The 17,473-nt window shown below is 36.8% G+C and carries 17 protein-coding genes and 1 other annotated feature; of the genes, 14 read left to right on the plus strand and 3 right to left on the minus strand.

Going from position 1 to position 17,473, the window contains the following annotated elements; all coding sequences use genetic code 11:
- Positions 1-108: 108 nt before the first annotated feature.
- The 9 genes from JKP73_RS18135 (at position 109) to JKP73_RS18175 (ending at position 7,858) form a co-directional block, all read left to right on the plus strand.
- Positions 109-726, plus strand: a complete 618-nt coding sequence (locus JKP73_RS18135; protein ID WP_200411624.1) for a glycerol-3-phosphate acyltransferase — start codon at positions 109-111, stop codon at positions 724-726.
- Between the two features lie 18 nt (positions 727-744).
- Complete coding sequence (locus JKP73_RS18140; RefSeq protein ID WP_021288672.1) at positions 745-1,230, plus strand: DUF456 domain-containing protein; 486 nt, start codon at positions 745-747, stop codon at positions 1,228-1,230.
- Positions 1,231-1,249: 19 nt separating this feature from the next.
- Entirely contained in the window at positions 1,250-1,816 is a 567-nt protein-coding gene (locus JKP73_RS18145; RefSeq protein ID WP_038245776.1) for a cysteine hydrolase family protein, read from the plus strand.
- Positions 1,809-2,348: a GNAT family N-acetyltransferase gene (locus tag JKP73_RS18150; RefSeq protein ID WP_021288670.1), complete on the plus strand. Its 540-nt coding sequence runs from the start codon at positions 1,809-1,811 to the stop codon at positions 2,346-2,348. The genes JKP73_RS18145 and JKP73_RS18150 overlap by 8 nt, the downstream gene beginning before the upstream one ends.
- A 35-nt stretch (positions 2,349-2,383) precedes the next feature.
- Positions 2,384-2,606: a binding site (T-box leader), on the plus strand.
- A gap of 69 nt (positions 2,607-2,675) precedes the next feature.
- Positions 2,676-4,115, plus strand: a complete 1,440-nt coding sequence (proS, locus tag JKP73_RS18155) for a proline--tRNA ligase (protein WP_021288669.1) — start codon at positions 2,676-2,678, stop codon at positions 4,113-4,115.
- Between the two features lie 372 nt (positions 4,116-4,487).
- Entirely contained in the window at positions 4,488-5,642 is a 1,155-nt protein-coding gene (locus JKP73_RS18160) for a M20 family metallopeptidase (protein ID WP_200411625.1), read from the plus strand.
- Between the two features lie 22 nt (positions 5,643-5,664).
- Entirely contained in the window at positions 5,665-6,450 is a 786-nt protein-coding gene (locus tag JKP73_RS18165) for an ABC transporter substrate-binding protein (protein WP_373308334.1), read from the plus strand.
- Positions 6,451-6,483: 33 nt separating this feature from the next.
- The gene (locus JKP73_RS18170; protein WP_021288666.1) at positions 6,484-7,143 is read left to right on the plus strand and encodes an amino acid ABC transporter permease; all 660 of its coding nucleotides are present in this window, start codon (positions 6,484-6,486) and stop codon (positions 7,141-7,143) included.
- Positions 7,136-7,858 (plus strand): amino acid ABC transporter ATP-binding protein, encoded by a 723-nt coding sequence (locus JKP73_RS18175; RefSeq protein WP_021288665.1) that lies wholly within the window; start codon positions 7,136-7,138, stop codon positions 7,856-7,858. The genes JKP73_RS18170 and JKP73_RS18175 overlap by 8 nt, the downstream gene beginning before the upstream one ends.
- A 45-nt stretch (positions 7,859-7,903) precedes the next feature.
- Here JKP73_RS18175 and JKP73_RS18180 read toward each other — a convergent pair whose 3' ends face one another.
- Both JKP73_RS18180 and JKP73_RS18185 read right to left on the minus strand, forming a co-directional pair.
- A complete protein-coding gene (locus JKP73_RS18180) occupies positions 7,904-8,383 on the minus strand; it encodes a glutathione peroxidase (protein ID WP_021288664.1) in 480 nt (159 codons plus the stop codon).
- Between the two features lie 76 nt (positions 8,384-8,459).
- On the minus strand, positions 8,460-9,335 hold the full coding sequence (locus tag JKP73_RS18185; RefSeq protein WP_200411626.1) for a LysR family transcriptional regulator: 876 nt from the start codon (positions 9,333-9,335) through the stop codon (positions 8,460-8,462).
- Positions 9,336-9,478: 143 nt separating this feature from the next.
- Between JKP73_RS18185 and JKP73_RS18190 the strand changes: the two genes are divergently transcribed.
- The gene (locus JKP73_RS18190; RefSeq protein ID WP_438874671.1) at positions 9,479-10,804 is read left to right on the plus strand and encodes an aspartate aminotransferase family protein; all 1,326 of its coding nucleotides are present in this window, start codon (positions 9,479-9,481) and stop codon (positions 10,802-10,804) included.
- 50 nt (positions 10,805-10,854) lie between these two features.
- Here the strand turns inward: JKP73_RS18190 and trhO are convergent, their stop codons facing one another.
- On the minus strand, positions 10,855-11,823 hold the full coding sequence (gene trhO / locus JKP73_RS18195; protein ID WP_038245771.1) for an oxygen-dependent tRNA uridine(34) hydroxylase TrhO: 969 nt from the start codon (positions 11,821-11,823) through the stop codon (positions 10,855-10,857).
- Between the two features lie 230 nt (positions 11,824-12,053).
- Between trhO and JKP73_RS18200 the strand changes: the two genes are divergently transcribed.
- The 4 genes from JKP73_RS18200 to pdxA all read left to right on the plus strand — a co-directional run bounded on the left by JKP73_RS18200 (position 12,054) and on the right by pdxA (position 17,445).
- Positions 12,054-13,787 carry a PrpR N-terminal domain-containing protein gene (locus JKP73_RS18200; protein ID WP_038245770.1) on the plus strand — a complete coding sequence of 578 codons (1,734 nt, stop codon included), beginning with the start codon at positions 12,054-12,056 and terminating at the stop codon, positions 13,785-13,787.
- A 291-nt stretch (positions 13,788-14,078) separates the two neighbouring features.
- Positions 14,079-15,068 carry a 2-keto-3-deoxygluconate permease gene (locus JKP73_RS18205; RefSeq protein WP_200411627.1) on the plus strand — a complete coding sequence of 330 codons (990 nt, stop codon included), beginning with the start codon at positions 14,079-14,081 and terminating at the stop codon, positions 15,066-15,068.
- 83 nt (positions 15,069-15,151) lie between these two features.
- Positions 15,152-16,450 carry a four-carbon acid sugar kinase family protein gene (locus JKP73_RS18210; RefSeq protein WP_038245768.1) on the plus strand — a complete coding sequence of 433 codons (1,299 nt, stop codon included), beginning with the start codon at positions 15,152-15,154 and terminating at the stop codon, positions 16,448-16,450.
- Positions 16,447-17,445 (plus strand): 4-hydroxythreonine-4-phosphate dehydrogenase PdxA, encoded by a 999-nt coding sequence (pdxA, locus tag JKP73_RS18215; protein WP_038245766.1) that lies wholly within the window; start codon positions 16,447-16,449, stop codon positions 17,443-17,445. Before JKP73_RS18210 ends, pdxA begins: the two co-directional genes overlap by 4 nt.
- The last annotated feature ends 28 nt before the right edge of the window (positions 17,446-17,473 follow it).

Raw genomic sequence — 17,473 nt, forward strand, 5'->3', positions numbered from 1 at the left:
TATTTTTTCTTCTTTAAAGGGTATTAAGTTGAAATACCAAAATCTTAAAAAATCTTCATTATTTTCTTCCAGTTTTACGTTATAATGAGTAAAAGGAAGGGGGATATAATGATTACGTTAGCTGTCTCAATTATTGGATACTTAGCAGGCTGTCTGCATGGATCGCAGCTAGTAAGTATATATAAACAGGTGGATATAAAGAAGAATGGAGTAAAAAACGCAGGCGCTTCTAACGCGACTATTTTACTTGGATGGAAATATGGGATACTAGTTGCATTAATTGATATATTTAAAGCTACGTTTGCAATATTACTTGTACTCTATATTTTAAATGAAAATGGGATCAATGGTAAAGAGCAAACATTGCTCGTCTATATTACAGCTTTATTCATTATTCTAGGACATAACTATCCAATTACAATGAAATTTAGTGGAGGAAAAGGGACTGCTTCACTCGTCGGCATCTTATTAGCCATAGATTGGAAAATTGCTGTTATTGGAATAGGAATACTGTTATTATTTACTTTTGCAACGGATTACCTAGTTGTTGGTGTATTATGTATGTATCTTTCTTTTTTAATTACAACGTTTGTTTTTTTTGGCCCAGAGCCCACTTCTATCGTCATTTTTTTATCAATTTTAAGTGCAGCGAAACATATGGAGAACTACAGACGTATAATTACGAAGCAGGAAACAAAACTATCATATATGTTTTCAAAAAAGTAAGTGACGTTGGAGGTAACTATGTTAGACATAATCATGTGGATTTTAATTAGTGCATTGTTTATTTTAAGTTTTGTAGGGGTCATTTTCCCAATTGTTCCATCCGTACTTGTGATATGGATTGGTTTTCTCATCTATCACTTTGTAATAAACGCAAATGAATTAACGATGTCATTTTGGATAGCAATGTCTATTATTACGGTAATTCTCATTGTTGCAGACGTTATTGCAAATGGTTATTTTGTAAAAAAATACGGTGGAAGTAAGTGGGGAGAACGTGGTGCAGCGATTGCTGTTATTGTAGGTTCATTCATTATTCCTCCATTCGGGATATTAATCGTTCCGTTTTTAACCGTGTTTATCATTGAATTAATGCAGCAACGAACCGTACAAGAAGCACTTTTAGCTTCTTTTGGTTCATTAGTAGGTTTTCTAGGAGGAACGATAGCTAAAGTAATTATCCAGCTGTTTATGATTATTTGGTTCTTTGTTGCTATCTTATTTTAGTGTATAGGGGGATGCTGTAATGAGAAAGGCTTTGATCAATGTAGATTATACGAATGATTTCGTGGCTGATGATGGTAAGTTAACGTGTGGAAAGCCAGGTCAAGCTATTGAAACATCTATTGTTAACTATACAACTAACTTTATACAACAAGGGGAGTTTGTTGTGTTTGCGATAGATACACATGTAGAGGGAGATAATTACCATCCAGAGTCTTCGCTTTTTCCAGCGCATAATATACGTGGCACTTCAGGCAGGAACTTATATGGAAAACTTGCAAAAGTTTATCAAGAACATCAAGACAAAGAAAATGTTTACTTTCTTGATAAGACAAGATATAGTGCATTTCAAGGTACGGATTTAGAAATGAAGTTACGTGAGAGAGATATAACGGAAATACATCTTGTAGGAGTTTGTACAGATATTTGTATTTTACATACAGCCATGGATGCCTTTAATAAAGGATTCAACATTATCGTCTATGAGGATGCAGTAGCAAGCTTTAATCACACAGGGCATGAGTGGGCATTGGCGCATTTTGAAAAGACATTAGCTGCAAAAGTTCTTTCCAGGGGGGATTGTGATTAATATTGCGTTGAACGATCCATATAGTGGATATACAGTTAGAAAAGCAAAATTGGAAGACATGGATGAAATTATTCATTTACTGAAAACTGCTGCACAATGGGTACAAGCAAAGGGGATAGAACAATGGGGTCATTTACTAACTGGAGAGGAAGACGCTAAGATTCAATCAGACATCCAATCTGATACGACATACGTTGTAGAGCAAAATAATCAGCTAGTTGCTACATTTAATCTTTCTAATCAACAGAATGAATGGGATATTTGTATGTGGGGTCATCGAGAAGATAATGCCTTTTATCTTCATCGCTTTGCTGTGGGCAGCAGGTATCATGGCAAAGGGATTGGAAAACAAATTCTACAATGGATGGATAATCAGTTAACTGGAACAAATTGCTTTCTTCGACTTGATTGTGTGGCTGATAATTCAGGTCTAAATCAATTATATAAACACGCCGGTTTTGTGTATCTTAAACAGAAGGATATCGATGGTGATTTGTTTTCCTTGTATCAAAAGTCCTTCGTTAAATCTTGACTTTGTTAATTGTAAACTATATAGTGAAGGTAATATCTGTAGCAATGAAGGAGATTAGTATAATCTGGATGTCTTTTTAGAGAGGGAATGGCCGCTGAGAATTCCTAAGGCAATGGTTAGAACCTGCTCCCTGAGCTCACTGTCGGAAAGGCTTCTATGTTATAAGGCAGTGCGGATCGTATCCGTTATCAACATAGAGTGTACGTAGTGTCATTATATACGTAAACAAGGGTGGTATCACCAACCTCGGTCCCTTTATTGGATGGAGGATTTTTTTAATGTTTTTAATCGTATTTTATTACTATATATCGTAAAGAGGTGTTTGATTTGGGCAAAAAGAATAAGCAGTTTGTAGAAAAGATAACTGCAATGGAAGATGATTTTGCACAATGGTATACAGATGTAGTAAAACAGGCTGATCTCGTTGACTATGGTCAAGTTCGTGGCACTATGATTATTAAACCTTATGGTTATGCTATTTGGGAAAATATCAAAGATGAGCTTGATAAAAAATTTAAACAAACAGGCCATACCAATGTTGCCTTCCCATTATTTATTCCTGAAAGCTTATTACAAAAAGAGAAGGATCATGTAGAGGGATTTGCACCAGAAGTTGCATGGGTGACTCACGGAGGAGAAGAGGAGTTAACAGAACGCCTTGCGATTCGTCCTACTTCCGAAGTGTTATTCTGTGATTACTATTCCAAAAACATTCATTCCTATCGTGATTTACCTAAATTGTATAATCAGTGGGGGAATGTCGTTCGTTGGGAAAAAACTACACGCCCATTTTTACGTTCCTCGGAATTCCATTGGCAGGAAGGCCATACTGCTCATGCTACAGATGAGGATGCATCAAAAGAAACGAATCAAATGTTAACTATTTATGCGGATCTCGTTGAAGAATATCTAGCAATTCCTGTCTTGCGTGGTAAGAAAACGGATAAAGAGAAATTTGCTGGTGCAAAATACACGTTAACAATCGAAAGCCTTATGCATGATGGGAAAGCTTTGCAGTCAGGTACCTCGCATCATTTTGGATCTGGATTTGCCGAAGCATTTGATATTACGTACTTAGATGAAAATGGAGATAGTCAATATGTTCATCAAACCTCTTGGGGGCTTTCCACGCGTATTATGGGAGCATTAATTATGGTACACGGTGATAATCGAGGGCTAGTAATTCCACCTCGCATTGCTCCAACACAAGCAATGATTGTTCCAATTGCACAACATAAAGAAGGTGTGTTGGACAAAGCTTATGAATTGCGTGATCAATTAAAGGATATTGTTCGTGTTGATATTGATGCTAGTGATAAGATGCCTGGATGGAAGTTTAATGAATATGAAATGAAGGGTATCCCAGTTCGAATTGAAATGGGGCCAAAGGATATGGAAAAAGAGCAAGTGGTTCTTGTACGTCGCGATACAGGCGAAAAAGAATTCGTTCCTTTAACTGAACTACAAACAAGATTGACGGCACTTTTAGAAGAAGTCCAATTGAATTTGTATACGAAGGCAAAGAATCATCGTGATAAAAAAACAAGTATTGCCACTACGATAGAAGAATTTAGTCGTGTATTACATGAAAATCCTGGCTTTATTAAAGCAATGTGGTGTGGAGACCTAGCTTGCGAAGAGAAAATCAAAGAAGATACGTTAGCTACTTCCCGTTGTATTCCATTTGAACAAGAGCAAGTTGCGGATATCTGTGTATGCTGTGGAAAACCAGCAAAAGAGTTAGTTTTTTGGGCAAAAGCTTATTAAAAAGAGACGAAGATAAAAAAATCTTATTCCAATAATAATCCGGACGGTTTCTTTCGAATCTGTTCGGATTATTTGTTTACACTTAAAATTTCTTCTATCATTACGCCATCAACATACTTCGCTTCTGCTATACGTACTTAAACTGTGCTTTGTTTCACCTTCAATTAATAGTTATTTTACCATTCGGGTTTTGGATTAGCTATTCTAGTTGTGTCCAGAAGTTTTTTATGCATTTAATCATAACTAATTGACAATGTAAAAGAGACTGCCGTTCTGTGAAATGGTGGAATAAAATAACTATTGCATAGCTATACATATTGTGGTATAAATATACATATAAATTAATAAATATGCATATGGGTGGGAACGAAGATGGATGCGTTTTTGAAACAACAAATAGAAGAAATTCATTTAGAGTTATGTACAATTAGTGATGACTTATACAAGCATCCAGAGTTAGGAGATCAAGAATATGAATCGATGAAAGCTCTCGTTCATTTACTAGCAAGTCATGGATTTACGATTGAAACTGGTATTGCAGATCGAGAAACTGCTTTTAAAGCGACATTTAAAGGTAAACAACCAGGACCTGTGATTGCATATTTAGCTGAGTATGATGCTTTACCAGAAGTTGGACATGGTTGCGGTCATAATTTAATTGGCACGATGAGTGTTGGAGCAGGTATTGCGCTAAGCAAACAGGTAGAGGAGGTTGGGGGAAGTGTTATAGTTTTAGGGACTCCTGCTGAAGAGACAAATGGTGCCAAGGTGCCAATGAGTGAACAGGGGTTTTTTGATGAAATGGATGTAGCAATGATGGTTCATCCTAGTGACAGTTCCTATGAGAGTGGAGAATCATTAGCTATGGATGCAATTCAGTTTACTTATTACGGGAAGTCTTCACATGCAGCAGCCTCTCCTGAGCAGGGAATTAATGCACTTGATAGTGTTATTCAATTATTTAATGGGATAAATGCTCTACGCCAGCATCTTTCGTCAGATATTCGAATTCATGGCATCATATCAGAAGGTGGACATGCTGCCAACGTTGTACCTGATAAGGCGACTGCTCAGTTTTATGTACGGGCGAAGGAGAGACGCATGTTAAATGAAGTTGTTAATCAAGTGAAACATATTGCAAATGGTGCAGCGATGATGACAGGAGCAACACTCGAGATATCTAACTATGAATTGAGTTATGACAATATGCTAACAAATCAACCATTATCAAAAACGTTTACAAATCATTTACAAGAAATAACAAAAAAACCTGTGCAAGCAGCTAAACAAAACTATGGATCTATTGATATGGGCAATGTTAGCCAAGTTGTGCCAGCCATTCACCCTTATATTGGTTTGGATGAGCCAGGATTAATCGCGCATACAAAGGAGTTTGCGGATTTAACGATAACAGATAAAGGTCATCAGGTAATTGCAGATGGGGCTCTGGCTCTAGCAAAAACAGGTTTTGAAATCATAACAAACCCTATATTGCTCTCTGAAATTAAAGGGGCATTTAATAAATAAAAACGAAATTGAGGGGAAGAAAATGATGAAATTAACGAACTTATTTATCGTATTCATGCTAATTGGTGCGGTATTAGCCGCGTGTGGAAGTCAAGGTAATAATGGCGAGGCTTCTAGTGATGCGAATTCAGAAGGCAAGAAAGTACTTAAGATGGCTACTTCTGCGGATTTCCCACCCTTCGAATCTCGTGACCCAGAAGGTAACTTTGAAGGTTTTGATATTGAACTAGCACATATGATTGCGGACGAATTAGGTTATGAATTAAACATAGAAGATATGAAATTTGATGGATTAATTGGTGCTTTACAAGCAGATCGAGTAGATATGGTTTTGTCTGGTATGAGTGCTACAGAAGAACGTAAAAAGAATGTTGATTTTTCGACGGAATATCATCATTCAGGAGAATCATTCCTAACCAAAGCTGATTCGGATATCCAATCACTCGACGATCTGAAAGGGAAAACAGTTGGTGTGCAGCTTGGTACGATTCAAGAGGAAGGTGCAGAGAAACTAGCTGAAGAATATGGTTTTGAAGTGAAGAAAGTTGATAACTCTGGCCTACTTGTTCAAGAATTAAATTCCAATCGAATTGACGTCGGGTATATGGATAAGACCGTAGCAGTAGGCTATCAAGAGGAGCAAGGGTTAAGCGGATTTGATGATCCAACAACTAGCTCACCTGGCATGGCTATTGCTTTCCCGAAAGGAAATGACTTCGTTAATGAAGTGAATGGAGCATTAGCGAAATTAGAAGAAGAAGGAAAAATTAAAGAACTGGAAGAAAAATGGTTATCTAACGTTGAATAAAGCAATAGATAGAGAAAAGCGAGGTGATAAGGCATGAATTTGGACTTCAGCCAAATCGTGCCTTATATTCCTTTTATACTTGAGGGAATATGGGCTACATTAAAATTTGTAAGTGTTTCGATTCTAATGGGATTTATATTAGGTACGCTTTTATCCCTATGTAAAATTACAAAAACCCCCCTATTAAAGTGGTTAGCGGATGCGTATACGTCAATATTTCGAGGGACGCCACTTATTTTACAACTCATGATTATTTATTATGCTGTACCACAATTAACGGGGTATGATATCTCTGCGTTTTTATCAGCTGTTCTCGCCTTCGGTTTGAATTCGGCAGCATATATTTCCGAAATTATTCGCGGTGGGATTTTAGCAGTAGATAAAGGACAAACCGAAGCAGCAGAAGCTTTAGGGGTACCATATAAACCGATGATGCTAAATATTATCTTACCACAGGCATTTAAAAATATATTGCCTGCAATGATGAATGAGTTTATTACATTAACAAAGGAATCAGCACTTGTATCTACCATAGGTTATTTAGATATTATGCGAAGAGCGCAAGTTGTTGGTTCAGATTTGTATCGTAACTTCGAACCATTGTTATTTGCTGGTCTCATATATTGGGTAATTGTTTATATTCTTACCTCTGTAGGAAGATTAGTGGAACGGAGGCTTCGTCAAAGTGATTAAAGCAAACAATATTACGAAAGTATTTGGTGAAAGTACAGTTCTTCAGCAAATAACTACTACAATCAAGCAAGGGGAAGTAGTGACTATAATTGGACCTTCTGGGTCAGGTAAATCTACTTTTCTACGTTGTTTAAACCTATTAGAAGACCCAACAGAAGGACAAATATTTCTTCACGATCAGGAAATTACGCTGCCTAAAACCAATAAATTAGTTATCCGTAAAAATATCGGAATGGTTTTTCAACATTTTCATTTATTTCCACATATGACCGTACTAGATAATGTTTCTTATGCGCCGCAAAAGGTGAAGGGTGTATCAAAACAAGAAGCAGAGAAAACGGCCAAGCAGTTACTAACGAAAGTAGGATTAACGGATAAAGAGGATACGTATCCCAACCGTTTATCTGGTGGACAAAAACAACGAGTTGCGATTGCAAGGGCATTAGCAATGGAACCAAGTATTATGTTATTTGATGAGCCGACTTCAGCATTAGATCCAGAAATGGTGAAAGAGGTACTGGATGTGATCAAAGATCTGGCACAGACGGGTATGACGATGGTGATTGTAACGCATGAAATGAATTTTGCGAAAGAAGTAGCTGATCGGGTCTTGTTTTTGGATAACGGTAGATTAGTAGAAGAAGCAGAACCTACGAGATTTTTTGAACAGCCAACTTCCGAACGAGCTAGAGATTTTCTTGATAAGGTACTATAAGGTAAGAGAAAGGGGAGACCAAATGTTCATTGGCCTCCCTTTAAATTATGCTTTTAATGCAGCTTCAATATCTTTCGCTAGTTGATTTGGTTTTGTTTGAGGAGCATAGCGGGCAATTACCTCTCCTTGTTTATTAATCAGAAACTTGGTGAAATTCCACTTGATCTGCTTTGTTAACATACCTTTCGCCTCTTCTGTAAGGTGCTTAAACAATGGATGAATATTTTCTCCTTTTACATCTACCTTGCTAAACATGGGGAAGGTAACCCCATAATTTAATTGACAGAAATCTGAGATTTCATCGTCCGAGCCAGGATCTTGATTATTAAATTGATTACATGGAAAACCAAGTACATTAAATCCTTGTTCCTTATAAGAATTGTATAGGTTTTGTAAGTCTTCCAATTGAGGCGTGAATCCGCATTTACTTGCTGTGTTTACAATTAAAAGAACATCCCCTTGATAATCTGCTAAAGATTTTTCCTTCCCATCTATTAAAGTAGTTTGAAAATCATAGACATTCATACCAATAGCCTCCTTTAAAAAAAGAATAGCAATAGGGGGTGTCACTGTCAAAATGAATGGTTTAGTTAGTAACCGGTTAGTTAGTTATGAAATCAATAAATAATTTTGTTGCATCATCAACGGTTTGTTCTTTTTTAATAATTAATTCAAAATCTCGTTCTATTTTAGGAATTCCGTCTATTTTAATTGTATGTAATAAGCCATTATGCAAGTCATTTTTAACAGAAAAATATGGAAGAAACGAAGCACCTATATTATTTTTAACCATTTCTTTCGCACCATCAATACTATCAATCTCAGCAACAATATTTGGAGCCAGTTCTACCTTTTTAAAAGCGTTTTGAATTAATTTCCAATCTTTGGTCTCTGGCTTATATAAAATTAGTGGTGAATTAGCTAGATCCTCAAGGGTTGGCTTATCTAATTTACTTAAGGGATGATCTGAATGGTAGACTAGTATCATTTCATCTTCTTCGATACAGAAACTTTCGATTTGTGGGTGATAAATAGAGCGAACAATTCCGGCGGAAACGTCTTGATTAAGTACCATATCTAAGACTTGATCAGAATGGCCGGAGAAAACGCTGAATTTAATGTTTGGGTAAGTATCTCTGAAGGCTTGTATGCTACTAGGGAGGAAGTAGCCAGCACCTGAAAATACAATAGAAAGAACTACTTCACCATCAAATAGTTCGTTCCGTTTTTGAATAGAGCGTTTTCCTTTTTGAATGGAGTCGACAGCTGCTTGTGCAAAAGCAAGAAATGTTTCCCCCTCCTCAGTTAAATAAACGTTTGAATAATTACGTTCAAATAATGGCGCGCCTAGCTCCTTTTCTAAAACTTTTATCTTAGAACTAATAGATGGCTGCGATAAAAAAAGTAATTCACCTGCTTTACTAAAACTCCCTGTATTAGCAATATAAATAAAGGCCTCAAGCTGATCAAAGTTCAACTGTATTCCCACCTTATTATTAATTTTTATATGATCATAAAATATTTCAATTCGACTTGTCAATGTAATTCCATTACCATGAAAACGATACAATAAATATCTCGTTATTCAATCAAAAAATACAGACGAACTAACGCAAAGAGGTGGGCAGGTTGATAAAACGTATGAATCAATCGTTGGCATATATGGACAGAGCTAAACAGGTGATGCCAGGAGGAGTGACAGCCAATATTAAATATTTTGAACCACATCCAATTGTTATGAAGAAAGGCCATGGTGCATATTTAACGGATGTGGATGATAATGAATATGTCGATTATCTATTGTCCTATGGTTCATTAATGCTAGGACATGGACATCCTGTAATTAAACATGCAATTCAATCCCAACTAGATACAAGTGGTACGTGGTTATTCGGAACTCCGCATGAGTTAGAAGTAGATTTTGGAGAGAAGTTAAAGCAATACTTTCCAAGCATGGAACTTCTTCGGTATACGAATTCAGGAACAGAGGCAACCTTGCTTGCTTTACGTCTAGCAGCAACTTATACTGGAAAACATAAAATAGCTAAATTTGAAGGACATTATCATGGCGGTTATGATCAGGTGTTATTAAGTGTGGATCCAGATGTTAATGAAGCTGGCCCAGCAGAGGAACCTCTATCTGTACCTGCATCAAAAGGAGTGGGAGCCTATCATCAAGACCATACGGTTATTTTGCCGTTCAATCATTCATATGCGTTTGAGTTACTAAAGCACCACAGGGATGAAATCGGAGTGGTAGTATTAGAACCTATCCAAAGCGGGTTTATCCCGGCACAAAAAGTGTTTATGGAAGAATTGCGTCGTCTTACAAAAGATTTAGGTATTGTTCTCCTATTTGATGAAGTGAAAACTGGATTTCGAATAGGTATGGGAGGGGCACAAGGCTACTATGGCATTGAGCCGGATTTAACTGCTTTAGGAAAGGTCATTGGAGCTGGATTCCCGATGGGGGTTGTCGGTGGAAAACGGGAGATATTGATGGAAAGTGCGCCTGTTAAAAATAATGCTACCAATTTAAGTTCCAAAGATGTACTTTTCCATAGCGGTACGTACAATGGTCATCCAATGATCTTAGCAGCAGGACTTGCAACCATTCAAGTGTTAGAAAATGAGTTTGACTTTGTAGTCATGCAAACAAATGAATTAAAACAGCAATTAGAAAGGCTGTTTGCAACAAAAGGAATTGCTATGCAAGCAATTGGGATAGGAGCAATGTTTAATATAGTATTTACGGAAGAAAAGGTTACCAACTATCGTGAATATCAAATTGCTGATTTTCGTTTAAGGAAAGATTTAGATGCTCATTTGTTAAAAGAAGGTATATATGCAAAGCCGTGTAATCGATATTCCTTATCTACACAGCATGGAGAAAAGGAAATAGAAAAGACAGTAACAGCTGTGACTGGTTTTCTTAACCAGATGTAAAATAAAAAGAAGACGTCCTTTATAAAAGAAGGACGTCTTCTTTCTTGTCATTACGCATTTTGCATTAAACTTTCACCAATTCGTGCTAATCGTTGTTCCACTTCTTCTTGTGAAAGCTCCTGTTCTTTAATATATAAATTTCGAGGACTCACCCGACATTCATGTGTACAACCCCGTAAATACGTATGCTCATTTTCTTCAGAGCAAAGAATTTGTTTATTACAATCTGGGTTTGCACAGTTTACATATCGTTCACAAGGTTTTCCATCGAAATAATCCACACCAACTACTACGTGTTCTTTTTGATTTACTGGAACAGAGATACGTTCATCGAATACGTAACATTTTCCATCCCATAAATCACCTTGAACTTCAGGATCTTTTCCGTACGTAACGATTCCACCATGTAATTGGTTTACATCTTCGAAACCTTCTTCTAATAACCAACCAGAAAATTTTTCGCAGCGAATACCGCCAGTACAATACGTTAATACTTTTTTATCTTTGAATTGTTCCTTATTCTCACGAATCCATTCTGGTAATTCACGGAATGTTTCTATATCTGGACGGACGGCACCGCGAAAATGTCCTAAATCATATTCATAATCATTACGTGCATCAATCACGACAGTGTTTTCATCCTGCATAGCCTCGTAGAATTCCTTAGGAGATAAATGATTACCTGTTGTTTGTAACGGATTTATATCATTCTCTAATCGAAATGTAACTAACTCTTTGCGAGGGCGAACATGCATTTTTTTGAAGGCATGTCCATCATGCTCATCAATTTTAAAAACCATATCTGCAAAGCGAGGATCTTGATGCATCGTATCCATATACAATTTGGTTTGTTCTTTTGTACCTGATACAGTACCATTGATCCCTTCCTGTGCTACTAAAATTCTACCTTTTAAACCAATGTCTTTGCAGAATTTAAGATGCTCATCAGCATAGCTTTCTGGGTCATCAATTTGGACATACTGATAGTACAATAATACTTGATAATTATTGTTCTCCATGTTGTTTACCACCTATCATTTATATTTGCAAGATACAAATGTTTGGTAGCCGTTATTCAATTTTTTCTATCTTGCAAGAGATATTATACCAAGGTTTGATATGAATTTCAAAACAGCTTTATTTTGCATCATGTTCCTTATTTTATCCACTGAAAGAGCGTTGATGTACAAGAGAAACGAACTATGTAATAATAGAGTTGTTTAAAAATGGAACAAAAAGAGGGATGACATTGATTAAAGCATTATTAATTGCCCCTTATCCTGGGTTAGTTGAAATCGCAAAAAACCTTCAGATTCCCAATTATATGCAGTTAGATATACAGACAGCAAATTTAGAACAAGGGGTAGAAATTGCTCGCAACGCCGAACGACAGGGGTATGAGATTATTATAAGTCGCGGTGGTACCGCAACAATGATACAAGATGAAGTATCGTTACCTGTTGTTCATATTGATATTACTGGATATGATATGCTTCGAGTTTTTACATTGATAAGCGGCCTGCAAAAGAAGGTTGCACTTGTAGGATTCGCTAATATATCACGCGGTGCTGCAACTTTGTGCAATATATTAGAACTCAATGTAAAAATGATTACTATCCAATCTAGAAGTGAGGTAAAACACCATTTACAAGAATTAAAACAAGAAGGATATTCTGTAATAATCGGGGATGTTGTAACCGTTCAGGAAGCTAAACAACTTGGCTTACGTGGAGTGTTGATTACTTCAGGAAAAGAAGCGTTAATGGATGCTTTTGAAGAAACGAAGAGGTTACATCACTTAGCTAATAAAATTAGATATCAAACAAAATATTTATCTGATATGTTTGCCGCTTTACCAATACCTGCAGTTATAATTGATGAATCGAAGCAAATCGTTGATTACAACAATGTTTTTCAAGTACATCCAAGATATAAAGAAATCTTACATACGAAGCAATTGAACAACATTATCCGTAAAGTTTTGAGTTCAGGAGCAGACTGTTGGAGTGAAATTAAGGGAGAAAATCAGGTATTTATGACTCAGGCATATAAAGTAAATGAAGAAGATTCACTTGTAGGTATTCTGGTACACGCAGAAGTGGAGAAACCAGAATACGTTCATTTAAAGGTAACTAGTCATCCTTCTCCCTTACCGATTATCGGGGATAGTGAACAAAGTAAAAGCTTAACTAACAATATGCCTACCTATGCGTCCACTAATCATTCCATTTATATTTACGGAGAAATTGGTACTGGTAAAAAGACATTAGCCAAGATTATACATTTTGAGCGTTTTGGAAGTCATGTACCTATCATCGAAGTAGCTGGTTCATTGAATCATGCTGAGTTAAATAGCTTAAAAAAACTGGTTCGAACTATTAAACAAGCAACATTGCTATTAAGGGATGCCGATAAAATGAGTAAGAGTGAACAATCAAGCTTGTTAAAAATAGTAAGCAATAAATCAATAGATGTACAAGTAATATCAGTAAGTAATGCATCGATAGAAAAGTTGGTAAAAAAGGGTGCATTTAGCCAAAAGTTATACGATCAGTTAACGGATCATACGATTCATATGATTCCATTACGAGAAAGGAAAAGGGATATTCCAGCGTTTATCAATTATTTCTTAGCTGAATTCCATACGGACAGTGGCTATGAAGCGATTGGAATGAAAGAAGATGCAATGGAATTACTTATGCAATTGGAGTGGGAATTAAATGTAGCGCAATTAAAAAAGGTTTGTAGAGAGCTAAGCTTAATGACAACGGGTTATTATATTGAAGCAAAGCATGTAGAGAAACTGATACAAAATAAAGGAATTGGTGATTTTTCCATACCAATAGAGGGTACATTAATGGAAATGGAGCAACGGGTGATTAAGCGCGTGCTCGAGGAGGAGAATAATAACCAATCCAATGCCGCAAAACGATTAGGGATTAGTCGCACAACATTGTGGAGGAAACTTCATAACGAAGGCTAACGAGTGAACATGAAGGGAAGCAGAACATTGCTTCTCTTCTTTTTTGTTTAAAAATGAAACGATATTTAGTAGGAATAAATTAACTGTTGCAAAATAATATACGAAAAGGTACAATTATCACTGAAATCGCTTTAATTTTTGTTTCATATTTGAACGATAATAATTAGTCCATAGACTATAGTTTTTTTTAATCGATTATGAAAGGGCTTTATAATTGATTCATTAATAATGAACTGTGGATTCCGTTCTTATCACTTGTATTTATATCTAATTTTTGAGGGGGAGAAAAAAATGAAGATTAAAGCCACATTAGAGAAAATACCTGGAGGTATGATGGTTGTACCATTATTATTTGCTGCATTATTGAACACTTTCGTGCCAGAGTGGTTACGTATTGGTAACTTTACGCAAGCGCTTTTTGTAGATGGTGCTAGCACATTAATTGCTCTGTTTTTACTTTGTACGGGTGCTCAAATTAATTTACGTAATGTAGGGGTTAGTTTAGGGAAAGGTGCTACATTACTTGCGACAAAATGGGGCGTTGGTGCAATCGTTGGTTTGCTTGCTTACATGTTTGCTGGGGATAACGGGCTTTGGATGGGGCTAGCTCCGATTGCTATTATTGCTGCCATGACAAATAGTAATGGGGGATTGTATGTTGCTATGGTTGGTCAGTATGGAGATAAAACAGATAGAGCGGCATATTCCCTCTTGGCATTAAATGATGGACCGTTTTTCACGATGGTAGCATTAGCTATCTTCGGTACGATGGGCTTTGTAGATGGTATGTTTTCTGTAGTATCATTTGTATCCGTTTTATTACCAATTGTTGTAGGAATGGTTCTTGGTAATTTAGATGGAGACATGAGAGAGTTTTTGAATAAAGGAAGTTCTATGTTAATTCCATTCTTTGCATTTGCACTAGGTATGGGAATCGATTTTGCAAGTATTATTGAAGGTGGACTTGGCGGTATTGTGCTTGGTTTACTAACTGTATTTGTTACTGGTACAGCAGGATATTTTGTATTTAAAATGATGAAATGGAATCCTATTGCTGGTGCGGCAGAGGGATCCACAGCGGGTAATGCTGTAGCAACTCCTGCTGCAATTGCTGCGGCGAGTTCTGCTTTTGCTGCTAATGTGGAATTAGCAACTGTGCAAGTTGCGGCATCTACGGTAACGACGGCTATATTACTCCCAATCTATGTTGCTTTCTTAGTCAAACGACTGGAGAAAAAAGGAGTAAATATACCCGAAGATTATGTTATTGAAGAATCATAATTCATAAACGGAAATAGAAAATCAAATTACGGCTTTCACTATTATATTAGGGGAATTCAAGCTTGCTAAAATGAGGGATAGGAATGACGAGACAAATAGGAATAATTGCAGATGACCTAACTGGTGCAAATGATAGTGGTGTTCAGCTTGCAGAAAAGGGAATTAGCACTTCTGTATTTTTTGAAACGCCAACATCTGAAACAACGATTGATCGTGGAATTGTCATTGATACGAATTCACGAGCTTTAACCAGAAGAGAGGCGGTTGAGGCTACTAAAAGGGCTGCTGCGTTTATTAAACAGGCGAGATATCAACAGGTTTACAAAAAAATGGATTCCACATTACGCGGGCATATTGGTGCTGAGTTAAAAGCCGTCGGTGACATACTTGATCCTGACTTTATAGTTGTAGCACCTGCATATCCGAAACTTGGGAGAACTACAGTTAACGGTATTCATTATGTGAAAGGAGACAAAATAGCAAATACGGAAGTTTCTATAGACCCGAAACACCCAGTTTTGGAATCATCTATACCAGCTATTATCCAAAATGAAATAGGAGAACATGCAGAAGTTCTAACAAAGGAAATGATTGAAGCCTCGTTATCCGATTTTACGCTATGGATCAATCGCATGGTAGAAGATGGGATAAAGTATATCGTGTGTGATGCCAATACACAAACAGATTTATTCCAAGCAGCCAAAAAAATAAATTCTTTATCTAAAGATATTGTTTGGGCAGGGTCTGCGGGGTTGGCAGAAGTATTGCCTGAAGTATTAGAAATTGACCAATTACATGATGAAACTAAAAAAATCGGTTTATCCCAAGTAATGACCGTATGCGGTAGTCTGTCTCAAGTAACCCAATCGCAAATCGTATATGCAAAAAAGCAACCGAATATACAAGCTGTTGAGATTGATACGTCAGCTATTTTTAACGATAATTGGCAAAGGGAGCAACAACAGTACATACAACAGTGTACCAATGCTTTGCGGGAAGAGCAAGATGTTGTGCTGTTTGTTCCATCCAATGAGGAAATAAGAAGGGAAGTTAAACAATTAGCAGACCAGCTATCTCTTACACCTAATCAGATTGGAGAGAGAATTTCTTCAGCAATTGGAGAAATGGTGGCACAAATCGCCAAAAGAAATGAACAGTTAACTGGATTGGTTCTTACTGGTGGGGACACGGCAAAAGATACGGCAAAACACCTTGGTGGTGTGGGGATAAATCTGATTAAACAGGTAGAAGCCGGAATACCTTTAGGTACTTTAATTGGAACAGATAAGTTGTATCATGTAGTTACGAAAGCTGGTTCTTTTGGAAAACTAAATTCTATATATGAAGCCATGCAAGTGTTGAAAGGAGAAGAAACAAAATGAACAAAAAGCCGATTATTGGTATAACCATGGGAGATGCTGCTGGAGTAGGGCCGGAAATTATTGTGAAAAGCTTACAACAAAAGGAATTATACGATCGAGCACATCCAATTGTTATAGGTGATTCGAAAATGCTAAAAAGGGCCGCATCTATAGTAAAGACTGATATGACGATTAAAGAAATTAATATAGATTCAGATTTTACAGAAGGAAATAATCGTGAAATTACATGTGTTGACTTAGACCTGCTTCCGGAGGATTTGCCATATGGGCAAGTATCAGCAGAGGCTGGGAATGCTGCTTTTCAATATTTACGTACAGCTATTGAATTAGCGAATAAACATAAAATTGACGCCATATGTACGGCGCCATTAAATAAGGAAGCATTGCATAAAGGTGGTCATCTTTATCCCGGACATACGGAGATATTGGCGCAATTAACCGATACAACAGATTTTTCTATGATGCTTTCTTCTCCTAAACTAAAAGTAATTCACGTAACAACACATGTGGGAATCATTGATGCAATTAACCAAATTAAGCCAGAACGTGTATATAATGTTATACGTCTTGCGCATCATACATTAGCTAAATCCGGTATAAGTGAGCCGAAAATCGGAGTTTGTGGAATTAATCCGCATGCTGGCGAAAATGGATTATTTGGTTATGGGGAAGAAGAAGAGAAGATTATACCAGCTGTTACGAAAGCGCTGGAAGAAGGGATTCAAGTAGAAGGGCCACTTCCGGCAGATACATTATTCTTCCGTGCGCAGCGTGGGGACTTTGATATTGTTGTTGCTATGTATCATGATCAAGGCCATGGTCCTATTAAGGTGTTAGGCTTGGAGGCAGGAGTGAACATAACAGTCGGATTACCAATTATTCGTACAAGTGTAGATCACGGTACAGCATTTGATATTGCTGGTAAAGGAATGGTTGATGAAAGAAGTATGTTAGAAGCATTGAATCAAGCTATTGAATTAGCACCAGAAAAATAAAACGGAAATGATGAACGAGCTTAGGCTA

Source organism: Virgibacillus salexigens, assembly GCF_014905415.1.
Lineage (GTDB): Bacteria > Bacillota > Bacilli > Bacillales > Amphibacillaceae > Virgibacillus > Virgibacillus salexigens.